The following is a 12,081-nucleotide window of genomic DNA, read 5'->3' as shown; positions in this document are numbered from 1 at the left end:
CATAGGGGCCGCCACGCCGAAATCTGTCCTGGGGAGGCTACAACATGAACAAGACAGCCATTCGCACCTTACAGCAATACCTCGCCGACAGCGGTGACTACACCGGTGCCATCGATGGCCTTCGAGGCCCCAAGACGCATGCCGCTGTGGACGCCGCCTTGGAGCGGCATGCCGACAAGCTGCCATTGGGCAGCGAGGCCTGGAGCGAACGACGTCGTGCCGTTGCCTGTCTGCAGCTTGCCTGCCTCGAGAAGCGCATCGAAGTGGGCACCATCGATGGCCTGTGGGGGCCGCAGACCGACTACGCCCATGAGGTGCTGGATACCCTGCTGGAGACCGGCAAGAGACCGCCTCTGTGGCGTGATCAGCAGCCGCTGGACGAGAACCCCAACGACTGGTGTCGCGAGGCCGAACTCGAGCAGACGCTGGGCTCACCAAGCCGCAGGCCACCGCTGGTGGTCGTGCCCTGCCCCTGGCCGCTGGCACTGGCCTGGGACCCGAGCACACGTCCCTCCGGTATCGGCTGTCATGAGCGGGTCGCCGAGAGCCTTGCGCGTGTGCTCGAACGGGTCCATGACCACTACGGGGACGAGCGGCTGCGCGAGCTGGGGCTGCACCTTTACGGCGGCTGCTACAACAAGCGCCGCAAACGTGGCGGCAGCAGCTGGTCGACCCACGCCTGGGGCGTCGCCATCGACTGGGATCCGGCCCGCAACCGGCTCAAGTGGGGCCGCGATCGCGCGCGGCTGGCCAAGCCCGAGTATGAAGACTGGTGGCGCTTCTGGGAGGAGGAAGGCTGGGTCAGCCTGGGCCGCCACCGTAACTTCGACTGGATGCACGTGCAGGCGGCCAAGCTCTGACGCCAGGCGTCTCAGTCACGCAGGATGGTCATGCGGCGCGTCTCGTCCTCGGGGAAGACGCGCCCGCTGTGCAGGGCGGCGAACAGGTGAAGGAACACCACGCCGGGCTCACCAAACACCTCGCCGGAACGGAAGTAGGAGTGCCCCTTGGGGTAGTCATAGCGGGTATTGACGTCGTCGCAGTCGACGGCGAAGACGTTGCGTGCCACTCGGCTCATGTCCTCCGGTCCGGAGTGGCCGAGGCGCCGGGAAGCGATGCGGTTCTTCAGGTTCGAGGCCTTGCTGGCGCGCAGCGCCAGGTCATCCGAGGCGAAGTAGACCGTGACGTTGCGTGAGGAATGGACGATCAGCTCGCCGCTGTGCCCCTCCTCCAGCGACTCGTTGACGATATCGGCGGCGATCAGGAAGGTATTGCGGAACAGCATCGGCACCCCACCCGGCAGAGAGTACTTGCGCCATACGCGCATCGTCTCGCGCAGCACCCGGTTGCCCATGGAGTGGGCCAGCACGTTGATGCGCTTGAGGCAGGGGGTCGGGTCCACCTCGAACTGATCGGTCTCGCGCCACTCCAGAAAGCGCTGCAGCACACGGGCGAAGGAGAAGGCACTCAGGTCCGCCGACTCCTGGTCATCCCAGTAGTCCTTGACGATGCCCATGTCGTTGTCACAGGGCCAGACCAGGGGCACCACCAGCACCTCGCCGGGCTGGCTGGCGTCGCAGAGTTCCTGGAACTCCCGCGCCGCCGAGAAGACATCCGTCGGCAGGTTGGAGAAGCCATGGATGTAGATGACCACCTGGTGAACATCGGACTCCTTCAGACGCCGCAGGAACGCTGTGCTGCCGAGCTCCTGGTACTGCCCCGCCGCGACTTCCTCGCAGTAGTAGACCGAGTTGCTGGCGGCGTTGTTCTTGAGATCGAAGTCGAAGGGGCGATTCGCCCGGGTGCGAATGCTCTGGGTGGGGAACCGGTTAGTGATGAACAGCATGATGAGCCACCTCGAGGAGTGGACGGCAGAGATGCTGCCATTCCTCTTGAAGCTAGCACAGCCTCCCCGGGCGGCCAGGACACGGCCACGTCAGCCCCCGAGAAAGGCCATGCGGCTCATCTGCCCAGCATCGCCAGGTACTGCCTGAGCACCACAGCATTGTTATGGCGCTCGTCTTTGGCGGCGAAGACCAGGGTGACGGTCTCGCAGGCGGCCCGGTCGGCCAGGTCTCTCAGCGTCTCGCGATGCGCCTTGAGCTCGGCCAGGTAGCGCCGACGAAACTCGCCCCAGCCGAGGGCCCCGTCATGGAACGCCTTGCGCAGCTCGTCGCTGGGCGCAACCTCCTTGCGCCACTCGTCGATTCGCGCATCGGCCTTCGCCACCCCGCGGGGCCAGAGGCGATCGACCAGCACCCGATAGCCATCGTCTCGACTCGGTGCCTCGAAGGCACGCTTCAGCTCGATGCTCATGGAGGACCTCCTGGCGGCGAATACGCCCCCAGTGTAGCCAAGCGCCGAAGCAGGTCTCGAGCACGGGGCGCAGGATCTCCACGTCTTGGTCGATGGTGGCGCACCAGGCCTGGGCCTCGGCGTCGACCTCCTTGAGCGGATGGACGATCTCCTCGCTGTGCAAGGTCACGTAAGGCCGGGGGCCATGGCCCGACAAAGCCCTGTGACCCTAGGGTCGAGAGGAGGAAGATCATGAAACGCACGCATGGGTGGAGGGCCGCCGTTCTGGTGGCCGGTCTGGCCTGGTCGCTGGGGGCAACGGCCGACGGGCGCATCTTCACGCGCGACGGCCTGGCCATCGGCGGCACAGACCCGGTGGCCTACTTCACCGAGGGCCGGCCGGTGGCGGGCTCGCCCGACTATCAACTGGAGTGGCGCGAGGCCACCTGGCAGTTCGCCTCGGCCGAGCATCGCGACCGCTTCGAGGCCGATCCCGAAGCCTACGCTCCGGAGTACGGTGGCTGGTGCGCCTGGGCGGCGGCCCGCGGTGAAGCCGCCTCGACCGTCCCCGAGGCGTGGAAAATCGTCGACGACAAGCTCTACCTGAACTATAGCAGCTTCTTCCAGTGGCGCTGGGAGCGCGACATTCCCGGCAACATCGAGGCCGCCGATGAGCACTGGCCGGATATCTTCGAGTGACGATCCGCCTGAAGAAGCACCATCATGTAGTTGGCACCGAATAGGACGCTCACGCCACCCCAACACACAGGGCCCGCGAGAAATCGCGGGCCCTGTGTGTTGGAGTATTCATCTCGAAGAGTTGACGAACAGCCCCATGATCGTGGGGCAAGGTTCCAACATGCATTATCGAAGGAACGCAGGTTTCAGCGCGGGTGAAGGACAGCAATCGGCCAGAAGCGGACCTGAGCATGGTAGCTTACCCTGGTTGCTACCCCACCGGACCGATAAAAAACCTTGGTTTTCTTTACATAGTGCTATAAGAAGAGTAAGTATGTCAAGATCCGCTGGCTGATTTATACCACCCAATAGTCTATAATAAAACATTACTCTCAATAATTAATTTGGGGATATAATATGGAATATTTTTCAATAAGCGTTTTGGCATTTTTCGCATTGATAATAGCCTTTTTGGTTTATGGCAAAGCAAAAGGACTAGAAGTACCCAAGTATAGCGACAGCGAGTTTGAGTCAAAGATATCAAAAATAGAGAGCTGGATAGATTGGTATCACCGGCAACCAGAAAGAAACAAGAATGAAGAATTAAAGAGAAAGTATTTCCAGAAATATATCGAGCTTAGAGAGATGCAAATAGAACAAAGCAGGGTAGGCGCCAACAGGAAGGATATAAATTATGGTGAAGGTGGAGTAGATGCAATCTTGGAACATATTGATGTTTTGAAGAAAGAGGTAGAACTGGTCAAGTCAGGAGTTGACCCAGAAGAAGCGCGATTCATCTCTTCTAGAGGGACTAGATTTGAGAAAGCTGTTGATATGCTATCTTCTACTTCTAGGTACTAGAAAGAATGCTAAAAAAATATACAAGAAATTGATGCTCTCGATGCTAATTTCTAGGTTAAGTAAGGCCATGGTGTGTCTCCAACATGATTATGGGGAGGGGTAGGAGAGTGCACTGTAGCACCACATCGTTGATCTACGCGTGCCCCGTAGCCTGTAAGAGAGTTTCTCTTTTCTATTAGTTACACACACCCTAAATTAGGGACAATCTAAGTTATAGGGGTTAAATTAAAAAAATCATTAATAAACTAAAGAGTGGTTACCAAAAAGCAGTGTGACGAAAGCGAGGAATAAGAAGCTTGTGAGAGGGAAGGAGATGTGGGGGCATACCCACCTTTAATTTACACAGAAAGTTTTACGCAATTTCTTTACACAAAGCCGCCCCTTCGGGACCTCCTGGTGGGGCGGCTATCAAGCGTAAAGAAAACGACAATATGACGCACCACCGCTATCGGCCACAAGCGGCCATTTAGATTTTCCTGATATATGATACCAAAGACAGAGGCGCATTTATGCGTCTGCCTGCTTTTTCTTGTTATGAGTTACCGAGCCCAAGGCGCCGGCTTAAGTATTATCGAAGCATTCTTAATCCCAAGCTTATGCTCTAGCTTGCTTGCAACTATTGAAATTATCTCCAAACTTTCGTTATAATAGCTAGCAGCATCAGTAATTGATCTGATCAATTCGGCATACCGAAGCTTTATCGCATCTTTGTCACTAGGTAAATTCCTAAACATGTGCTCATTTATATCTGGCTCAACTTCTGACAACTTGTCGGAAAGATTTTTTAGATTATGGCCGTATTCAAGCCTCCCTGTTTTTTCATTAATTAGAACTTTTAATGTTTTTTCTACCGCTAGGTGAATGTCCCAGCACGCAATCGAAGCTCTCTCTGGAGTTAAAGTCAAAATATCGTTTGCTGCTTTTTCCATGTGACTCCAAATACCTTTAGAAAGCTTCTCAGCCTCTGGAGGCAAACTACTAGCCATATTTATATCAATATTAATAGAGCGTATTAAACCTACAACTCTCTCAGAGCGCCGTTTGAATTCTGACTTCTCAGGTTCTGGCATCTTCTCTAAGTCAAATTTAGTCTGGAGCATCTCTTCAATTGACTCGTAGTCTTCGAGACTATCCGGAAAAGTAAGCTTTGCTAGCTTTCCAGGCTCTACTACACGAGATGTCGTTGCTGGGATTAGTATCTTTACAGGTGTGTTATATGCCAAGACCAACCCGCAATATATATCGCCACCAGGTCCCTTTGCTAGTTCCCCATATTTATCCCAATACCAATCATTGAATATAGGAAGAAAGACAACTCTATACGCCTCGCTTCTTAACAATTCTTCTTTGCTATCGAATGTTGACTTTTCCACAAAGTGGTCAACAAAAATTTCTCCAGCCAACATGAAGCGCTTGTGTATCGCTATTTCGCTCTCAGCCAGCAACTCATCGATAAATGGCATTGCCTCATAGATGAGCTCTCGTAATTCGGGATTTGCATCTTTTCCAGAAGTCATATTAGCTCATAACGCCGCGTTCACCGGCTTGTCCGGCGCAACGGTTTGTTAACCCTTCTTGCGTGATTGATATTCTTTGCTCGCATTAGCTAGATATTCTTTCTTATCGTCGTGTTTTGCCAGCTCGTCACGTATAGCTGTTAGCGCATACTTGGAATACTTAAATATAGTTGAAGCACCAGCGTTAACTTCGATTGAATATCTTTTGCTGCTTTTTAGGCCCAGCTTCCAGACAAGAACCTGGGCATCATAGGGTCGAATCTGCAGCTCATCTGCCAGATGCTTAACCAAAAACGGATAATCTTTGTTTGGATCAAGATTAGGAACCACCACAGTATCGACTGGCGCAAGATTCCCTACTAGCTTGAGCGTAGGGGCTCCCTCTTTTTCCTTAAAATGTCCCTCTTGAACAAAAGAGACCTCATTTTTCAAGCTGGCCAATAGCTCTTCATCTATAACAAAGTTGTTCGCTATATTAGAGGATTCCATTTTACCGCTATAAAGATCAAGCAGCGCTACATTTTTTGGTCCAATTCGCGATATTTTTTCTATATGCTCCATCCATAGCTTTCTTTCTTTTTCTCGGATTTCAATCTGCATCCGCTTCAACTCGGGAAACTCGATTCGCTTACTTGTTCCTCGATACCGATAGTAAATATCTCCATCTTTTAGGATATCACCGGAGTTTTTCTTACATATTACTGGCTTATCACCCGCTTCTTCAATTGCGATAAATCCGTAGTGCTTTCTTTTAAAATCGACGATTCCGATATCCCAGTGAATTTCTGGACTGAAGTACTCCGAAAGGTACGTGGATAGCTGCTCTATTTTAATCTGATCAAATTTATCCTTATCAATTCCTTTCAAAGTTCTCGGGCTATCAGTAACACCAAAAACAAGCACCCCGCCTTGCGTATTGGCAAAGGCACAAATTGTCTTGAGATATTTAGCCAAACTTTTGAAACCAAAGCTTTCTTTGAATTCGAGAGAGGTCGATTCTCTGGATCTAACTTTCCCATCATCGCTCGAATTCGCGAGAATCTCTTTAACTCGATCTTCGTAGATGCTACTCATCTTGTTCCTTGTGAGGGGTTAACGCCGCCAGCACGCGTGGCTTTGTAGTGGAGGCGAAGCCGCAACGAAAAAGCTGTCGCCGTGATTGGCTTTGTTAGCGATTTTCATCTTGTGGGAAATTTGTGATGAACATTGGCAATGGTCGATTGCCGCCAAGCACTTCTATTAGTCCTCGTCTCAGTGCTGCCTGCTCATCTTCTGTTTCTCCGTGCGCACGAGGCGAATAAGACGAATTTTTGATGTGGGTTTTATCGAAATCATAGTTTAAAACGCGTGCCATCTTATGAAGAAGCTCAACAAGGAGGTCTACGCGCTTTACTCCCCACTGATCTATAGGGATCGTGGAATTGTTGAGTAGGTCGAGGTACTCCTTCCAAGCATCAATGACATCCCTTTCCTTTTTGTGGTTCTTATCGAACTCTAGCAATTCTATTAAGCGCTTCCACATGCGCCCACGAAACCGTATATGCTCGTGTGGCCATCAACGTTTTGAAGATATTGACCTTTCTCTCCCTGATTTCCTTTTGGTTATCAAGGTAGCGAGTTAGTCGTACTGCCACAACAGGACCAAGAAACACTGCTGTTATCATTAGCCAGTCGGCTATCGTCATGCTGTTCTCCGTGTTGTATCGCTATCAGTTGTATTATGTAGCATGCTCGATATTCCACTTGAACGAGAACGCGCGTTTAACAATGTTATGCTGCGCGCTCAGCCAACTATCATTCTATTGAAATTTATAGGAATTAAATAAAGTTCGGTAGCATAACACCAATCACCTTGCATGCTGCATATTTCCAATGAACGCGCCTGCTACCTTTGTCGGCATGTCCGCTTTGGGTCCAGGTTGTGTGAAAACTCCTGAGCCGTCCTGAAGATGGCGTTCGTACGCAAAATCTGGAGAGGTTTCGCCATGAAACTGCTCCAGAATTGACGAGAGAGCACGATTTTTGATCATTTTTTGACCGCATTGGAATTCCACAAACGTTTTCACACAGCCTCGGTCGAAAGCTGCCCTTCGACCAATATATAGACACAAACAACCCATCGGCCGCGAACTGACGCGTGTGGGCCTACGTCCCCGGTCTCGAGGCACGCTACCGCACAGAAGGCGCGCAAGGGCTGCCATCCTGGCTGTTGCGGGATATGAGTGTCGGCATCCCTGCGAACATCGATTCACTTCACGTTAGCAAAGATTCCTTCGGGTTGTATCACCGGAGCCTGATAAAAAGGTCGTAGGATTCTGATGCAAATGGCTGGCTGGCTTCAGGTGGTCGAGAGGTCTCGAAACCAAGCCGCAGCTGTCATGAGAAGATGGCCTGCTTTACGGCAGGCCGTGTGCGTCTGCCCTCGGGGTGATCGTGGGTGAACTCGGCGCCAGCGCCTCGCCGACGGCGATCGTGTGGCCCTCGCCCGCCAGCAGGATGGCGTTCTGGCCGAAGTAGCCGCCAGGTGCCAGGCGGGTGTTCATCTGCACCAGAGTGCCCAGCGGCTCGCCGGGCACGGCGATCTCGCCGGTCGCCTGGTCGACGGTGGTGATCTTGCAGCGCTGACAGGGCTTGCGCAGGCCCAGCCGGACCGCGCCCTCGTGGAGGGAAAGCTCGCCCCAGCCGTTTTCGGCGAAGGGCTCGGCGGCGTCCACCACGATGCTGGGCCGGAAGCGCGCCATGGGCACCGGGGCCAGCCCCTTGGTCTCGAGCACCCGGTTGACCTCGGCCAGCGAGGCCTCGGAGACCACCAGGAAAGGATAGCCATCGGCGAAGGCCGTGTGAGCCTGCTCGCCGGGCGCCAGGAAGTGGGGCTCGACGTTACGACGCTGGTCCGGGGCGAAACGCACCAGCCGCAGCCCGCTGCCCTTGTAGTCGCCCAGCACGGTGCCGAGCCAGGCGGCGGCCTCCTCCCCCTCGTCCAGTGCCTGGCACTGGTCGTCCCAGACATAGACCGGCAGCCGGGGCTGGTCGTCGCGTTGAAGCGGGATACGCAGGGGCGCCGTCCCGGGATGCGACAGCATCAGGGCCTCGTCGTCGAGGTTCACGACGATCCGCGCCATGTGGGGCAACTGGCGCTGGGTAACGAAGCGGCCGATATCGTCGACCACCATCCATTGGCGGTCATGGGCCAGGCCGCGAACGCCCAGCTTGGCGTGGTCGAGCGTGATGCCGCCCAACGACTTCACCGGGTAGATATTGAGCCGGGTGATCTTCAAGGGGTTCTCCTGTCGCCGGCGCAGGTGACCTCAGCCACACCCCTGCCCCTGCTGGATAGGCGGGCAGGGCACGCTGCCATAGGAGCAGAACACGCAGCAATCCCCGGGCTTGGGCCTGAGTAGCTGATGGCACGCTTCGCATTCATAGAAGTGCTGGCAGGCGTCGGTGGGCATCGTCTCGGTCCTGGTGTGCCCGCATTCGGGGCAGGTGAGGGTCGATTCCCGGATGACCTCGCTCATTGGCGATTCCCTCCATGATGGCCGCTACTGGCAGCTAAGGGACAGGGCTTGCCTTGCGGCCTACCAGTAGGCGCTTACAGTCGCTGGGTCTCGATGACATAGCCGATGATGGGAAAGCCTGCCTCGCGGGCGGCCTTCTCGGCCTCGAGCTGGGCTTCGATCTTCGAGATGCTGGAGGATACGTGTTCGAAGACGCTATCCATCTCGAGCTGCTTGGTGCGTACCGCCAGCTTCACCAGATGGCCCGTCTTCGGCGCTCCGCCCGGCTTGCTGCGCTGTTCCCTGGGCTTCGCCTGGTCACCGGCTTCTCCAGGCCATTCGGGGGGCGTGGTTGAGGAAGCCGCCTTGCGCCGTGTCTCCTCCTCGTTATCCATGAAGCTGTTGATCTCGCGACGCATCTGCTGCTCGAATTCGCTCAATTCCGTTTCCATCGTGTCTCCGTCTACTGCGTTAATGAAGCGAGTGTACCAGAACTCGCGCGGTTGCCATCCCCTTCGTCCACAACCTGCTTTGCGCTGATCCGTGAGTCCTCGCCGCGGCGAAGAACAGGGTTCAGCAAAGAGCGGATATCAAAGGCTTTCTTATATGAATAAAATATCAAGCCGAGCTAATGAAGCGGCTCCACCTCGAGTGAAGTATTCCTGAGCCCTGACGCTGGCAATCTAGCGCGCCCAACTCGAGGACCAATCATTTGCAAGTTCCGTTCTGCAGGCATGCGCTATTCCGAGCGCCTTGCTTTTCAATTTTTCCCCCGACTCAAGCTCTTCCCCGAAAGCAATCATTGCTTTCGTAATCTCGTCTTTCTCAACCATCCCCATGACGCCCCAGTATAGCTCCAAGAACCGTCTTTCGTCAGCTTGAGAGCCATTTCCGCTATTGGCAATCTTGGAAGCCGTTTCAACTGCCTCCTCACACCACGCCAACTTCCTCTCCAGATAGGGTTTCGCCGCTTCGATCTCCTGTACACGCACAAACTTGACAATTCCGAAAGCCAGCGCGCAGACAGCAACCAGCGTTGATACTGTCTTTAGATTCAATTCATTTATCATGATTATGGCCGTTTTCTACTTGTCGAGTTCCGCGTGATTGACTACCCGTTCGGAGACAGCTTTGGCCTTTTCACCTCCACCTCATAAGTGCTCGCTTACACCACCACGGCAAACCAGAAAAGACCGCCGATAACAGCAATAACCACCGCAATACTGGAACCGGCGTGCCCATCGCGGCGTTGGAAGATGATTCTGGCGGTCACGATACCTCTAGCGCAACCTTGAGCACGCCATCGCGCTGGTGAGAGAAAAGATCGTAGGCGTCGACTATCTTCTCCAGCGGGTAGCGGTGGGTGACCATGGGGCCGAGGTCGATGCGACCGCTGTCGATGATCTGCATCAGCCGGCGCATGCGCTCCTTGCCGCCGGGGCACAGCGAGGTGACGATACGGTGGTCGCCCAGGCCTGCACAGAAGGCGTCCAGCGGAATGGTGAGGTTCTCGGAGTAGACGCCAAGGCTCGACAGGGTACCGCCGGGCTTGATCACGCGCAGCGCCTGCTCGAACGTCTGCTGCAGCCCCAGCGCCTCGATGGAGGCATCCACGCCGCGCCCGCCGGTGATGCTTGCAAGATCTCGTCGACCAGGATCGCACCTTGCGGAAGTCGATCACGTGACGTCGGCGCCCATCTTTTTGGCCATCTCCAGGCGCTCGTCGACGCCATCCACGGCGATGATCAGCCCCGCGCCGCGCAGCCGGGCGCCGGCGGTGGCGCAAAGCCCGATGGGCCCCTGGGCGAATATCGCCACGCTGTCGCCGATCTTGATATTGGCGGATTCGGCCCCGGCGAAACCGGTGGACATGATGTCCGGGCACATCAGCACCTGGTCATCGGTGAGGCCATCGGGTACCGGCGAGAGGTTGGCCTGGGCATCGGGCACGCACAGGTACTCGGCCTGAGCGCCGTCGATGGTGTTGCCGAAGCGCCAGCCGCCCATGGGCTTGTAGCCGTGGGCATGGTGGCCGCCATCCTGTGCACTGCAGCCATCCTGGCAGGCGTAGGAGGTGAAGCTCGGGCAGATGGCGCCGGCGATCACCCGCTGCCCTTCCTGATAACCCTGCACGTTGGCGCCGAGCTTCTCGATCACCCCGACCGGCTCGTGCCCCACGATCAGGCCCTTCTCCACCGGGTACTCGCCCTTGAGGATACCTGATTAGCAATGAAGCTCAGCCGACCGAATCACCCGCTGGGGCCGCGGCTTGCAGCGTACTGCGGCGATGAGCAGCCGTGTCGGCAGCACCCTGAGGTCGAAGCGGCGGTTGAAGCGATAGCTGAACGCGGCCAGATAGCGCGCCGCATATTGGAAGCCGAAGGCATGGTACGCCCCTGAGAGGCTGGTCTTGAGATTACCGAGCACCGGTATTGATCCAGTGAAACTCGGGCATGTCCTGGGGTTTGCGTCCCGCAACGACGGTGGGCTGATGCGTACATCCTGCGCTGGTGACGGCACCGAAGCAGGCCAGGCCATCGGAGTATACCGTGCTGCCAGGCCGCAGCGTCGTCTTGGCCCACTCGGCAATCGCCTCACGGCTGAAGGCCGCCACGGGGGTGAGCCTGACGAAGCGCGGATGGCCCGCGTCGTTGAGCGAGACGGCGGCCACGAAAGGCACCTTGTTCTCCGATCCGCGTCCGGCCTTGCCGCCACGGTGCTCTCCGCCCAGGTAGGCATCGTCGACCTGGACCGGACCCTCGAGGACGTAGCGCGCCTCGCGCTCCGCCATCGCCTCCATCACCTTGTGGTGGATGAGCCAGGCCGTCGGGTAACTCACCCCGAGGTCACGCTTGAGGGCGAGCGACGACAGCCCGGTCTTGGCCTGGCTGATGAGGTGGATCGCCAGGAACCAGGTGGTCAACGGCAGCTTGGTGCCCTGCATCAGGGTGCCGGCGATCAGCGAGGTCTGGTGGCGACAGGCGCGGCACTGGAACAGCGTATGGTGGTGCCGGCGCACCCGGGAATAGGATGTGCCCTCGCAGCGCGGGCAGCGAAAGCCGTCCGGCCAGCGCGTCTGCTCCAACGCCGCCGTACACTGCGCTTCGGTCCCATAGCGCTCGAAAAACTCGGGCATCGACAGGCCGGGCTGAAACTGGATGGGGTTCATGGCCATGACGTCATCCTCCGCCTGAAAGCTATATACATATACAGTATAGCTTTTGTCGTCATGA

13 protein-coding genes and 3 pseudogenes are annotated in these 12,081 nt (G+C 56.2%); 3 read left to right on the top strand and 13 right to left on the bottom strand.

Annotation, left to right across the window (positions count from 1 at the left end):
- The first annotated feature begins 44 nt into the window (after window positions 1–44).
- Window positions 45–860: a M15 family metallopeptidase gene (locus U5L98_RS05790; RefSeq protein WP_322557393.1), complete on the top strand. Its 816-nt coding sequence runs from the start codon at window positions 45–47 to the stop codon at window positions 858–860.
- A gap of 11 nt (window positions 861–871) precedes the next feature.
- On the opposite strand, the gene U5L98_RS05785 is transcribed toward U5L98_RS05790, so the two are convergent.
- The 3 genes and pseudogenes from U5L98_RS05785 to U5L98_RS05775 form a co-directional block, all read right to left on the bottom strand.
- Complete coding sequence (locus U5L98_RS05785; RefSeq protein ID WP_322557392.1) at window positions 872–1,846, bottom strand: alpha/beta hydrolase; 975 nt, start codon at window positions 1,844–1,846, stop codon at window positions 872–874.
- Between the two features lie 116 nt (window positions 1,847–1,962).
- Window positions 1,963–2,316, bottom strand: a complete 354-nt coding sequence (locus U5L98_RS05780; protein WP_322557391.1) for a DUF488 domain-containing protein — start codon at window positions 2,314–2,316, stop codon at window positions 1,963–1,965.
- Window positions 2,317–2,371: 55 nt separating this feature from the next.
- A pseudogene (locus U5L98_RS05775) lies at window positions 2,372–2,494 on the bottom strand (YtoQ family protein); the annotation flags it as partial.
- A gap of 53 nt (window positions 2,495–2,547) precedes the next feature.
- On the opposite strand from U5L98_RS05775, the gene U5L98_RS05770 reads away from it, so the two are divergent.
- Both U5L98_RS05770 and U5L98_RS05765 read left to right on the top strand, forming a co-directional pair.
- Window positions 2,548–2,994, top strand: a complete 447-nt coding sequence (locus U5L98_RS05770) for a YHS domain-containing (seleno)protein (protein ID WP_322557390.1) — start codon at window positions 2,548–2,550, stop codon at window positions 2,992–2,994.
- Window positions 2,995–3,390: 396 nt separating this feature from the next.
- A complete protein-coding gene (locus U5L98_RS05765) occupies window positions 3,391–3,834 on the top strand; it encodes a hypothetical protein (protein WP_322557389.1) in 444 nt (147 codons plus the stop codon).
- Window positions 3,835–4,373: 539 nt separating this feature from the next.
- Here U5L98_RS05765 and U5L98_RS05760 read toward each other — a convergent pair.
- The 10 genes and pseudogenes from U5L98_RS05760 to U5L98_RS05720 all read right to left on the bottom strand — a co-directional run bounded on the left by U5L98_RS05760 (window position 4,374) and on the right by U5L98_RS05720 (window position 12,023).
- The gene (locus tag U5L98_RS05760) at window positions 4,374–5,351 is read right to left on the bottom strand and encodes a hypothetical protein (RefSeq protein ID WP_322557388.1); all 978 of its coding nucleotides are present in this window, start codon (window positions 5,349–5,351) and stop codon (window positions 4,374–4,376) included.
- A 48-nt stretch (window positions 5,352–5,399) separates the two neighbouring features.
- On the bottom strand, window positions 5,400–6,425 hold the full coding sequence (locus U5L98_RS05755) for an ATP-binding protein (RefSeq protein WP_322557387.1): 1,026 nt from the start codon (window positions 6,423–6,425) through the stop codon (window positions 5,400–5,402).
- 94 nt (window positions 6,426–6,519) lie between these two features.
- A complete protein-coding gene (locus tag U5L98_RS05750; RefSeq protein ID WP_322557386.1) occupies window positions 6,520–6,873 on the bottom strand; it encodes a DUF6680 family protein in 354 nt (117 codons plus the stop codon).
- The gene (locus U5L98_RS18705) at window positions 6,836–7,015 is read right to left on the bottom strand and encodes a DUF6680 family protein (protein WP_416208208.1); all 180 of its coding nucleotides are present in this window, start codon (window positions 7,013–7,015) and stop codon (window positions 6,836–6,838) included. Before U5L98_RS18705 ends, U5L98_RS05750 begins: the two co-directional genes overlap by 38 nt.
- A gap of 732 nt (window positions 7,016–7,747) precedes the next feature.
- The gene (locus U5L98_RS05745; RefSeq protein WP_322557385.1) at window positions 7,748–8,629 is read right to left on the bottom strand and encodes an MOSC domain-containing protein; all 882 of its coding nucleotides are present in this window, start codon (window positions 8,627–8,629) and stop codon (window positions 7,748–7,750) included.
- 30 nt (window positions 8,630–8,659) lie between these two features.
- Window positions 8,660–8,869, bottom strand: coding sequence for a GDCCVxC domain-containing (seleno)protein (locus U5L98_RS05740; protein ID WP_322557384.1), 210 nt, complete (start codon window positions 8,867–8,869; stop codon window positions 8,660–8,662).
- 74 nt (window positions 8,870–8,943) lie between these two features.
- Complete coding sequence (locus U5L98_RS05735; protein WP_322557383.1) at window positions 8,944–9,300, bottom strand: hypothetical protein; 357 nt, start codon at window positions 9,298–9,300, stop codon at window positions 8,944–8,946.
- Window positions 9,301–9,531: 231 nt separating this feature from the next.
- Window positions 9,532–9,918 carry a hypothetical protein gene (locus U5L98_RS05730; RefSeq protein WP_322557382.1) on the bottom strand — a complete coding sequence of 129 codons (387 nt, stop codon included), beginning with the start codon at window positions 9,916–9,918 and terminating at the stop codon, window positions 9,532–9,534.
- A 199-nt stretch (window positions 9,919–10,117) separates the two neighbouring features.
- A pseudogene (locus U5L98_RS05725) lies at window positions 10,118–11,065 on the bottom strand (zinc-binding dehydrogenase).
- A gap of 6 nt (window positions 11,066–11,071) precedes the next feature.
- Window positions 11,072–12,023 (bottom strand): annotated as a pseudogene (locus tag U5L98_RS05720) (IS1595 family transposase).
- Window positions 12,024–12,081 lie beyond the last annotated feature (58 nt).

The organism is Halomonas sp., assembly GCF_034520545.1.
Taxonomy (GTDB): Bacteria; Pseudomonadota; Gammaproteobacteria; order Pseudomonadales; family Halomonadaceae; genus Halomonas.
This window is presented reverse-complemented; position numbering and strand designations above follow the sequence as displayed.

What these genes read in the sequence shown, in the direction of transcription:
- U5L98_RS05755 (WP_322557387.1), bottom strand. Translation starts at nt 6,425, where the DNA reads ATGAGTAGCATCTACGAAGATCGAGTTAAAGAGATTCTCGCGAATTCG.
- U5L98_RS05735 (WP_322557383.1), bottom strand. Translation starts at nt 9,300, where the DNA reads ATGGAAACGGAATTGAGCGAATTCGAGCAGCAGATGCGTCGCGAGATC.
- U5L98_RS05750 (WP_322557386.1), bottom strand. Translation starts at nt 6,873, where the DNA reads ATGTGGAAGCGCTTAATAGAATTGCTAGAGTTCGATAAGAACCACAAA.
- U5L98_RS05790 (WP_322557393.1), top strand. Translation starts at nt 45, where the DNA reads ATGAACAAGACAGCCATTCGCACCTTACAGCAATACCTCGCCGACAGC.
- U5L98_RS05730 (WP_322557382.1), bottom strand. Translation starts at nt 9,918, where the DNA reads ATGATAAATGAATTGAATCTAAAGACAGTATCAACGCTGGTTGCTGTC.
- U5L98_RS05760 (WP_322557388.1), bottom strand. Translation starts at nt 5,351, where the DNA reads ATGACTTCTGGAAAAGATGCAAATCCCGAATTACGAGAGCTCATCTAT.
- U5L98_RS18705 (WP_416208208.1), bottom strand. Translation starts at nt 7,015, where the DNA reads ATGATAACAGCAGTGTTTCTTGGTCCTGTTGTGGCAGTACGACTAACT.
- U5L98_RS05740 (WP_322557384.1), bottom strand. Translation starts at nt 8,869, where the DNA reads ATGAGCGAGGTCATCCGGGAATCGACCCTCACCTGCCCCGAATGCGGG.
- U5L98_RS05770 (WP_322557390.1), top strand. Translation starts at nt 2,548, where the DNA reads ATGAAACGCACGCATGGGTGGAGGGCCGCCGTTCTGGTGGCCGGTCTG.
- U5L98_RS05785 (WP_322557392.1), bottom strand. Translation starts at nt 1,846, where the DNA reads ATGCTGTTCATCACTAACCGGTTCCCCACCCAGAGCATTCGCACCCGG.
- U5L98_RS05780 (WP_322557391.1), bottom strand. Translation starts at nt 2,316, where the DNA reads ATGAGCATCGAGCTGAAGCGTGCCTTCGAGGCACCGAGTCGAGACGAT.
- U5L98_RS05765 (WP_322557389.1), top strand. Translation starts at nt 3,391, where the DNA reads ATGGAATATTTTTCAATAAGCGTTTTGGCATTTTTCGCATTGATAATA.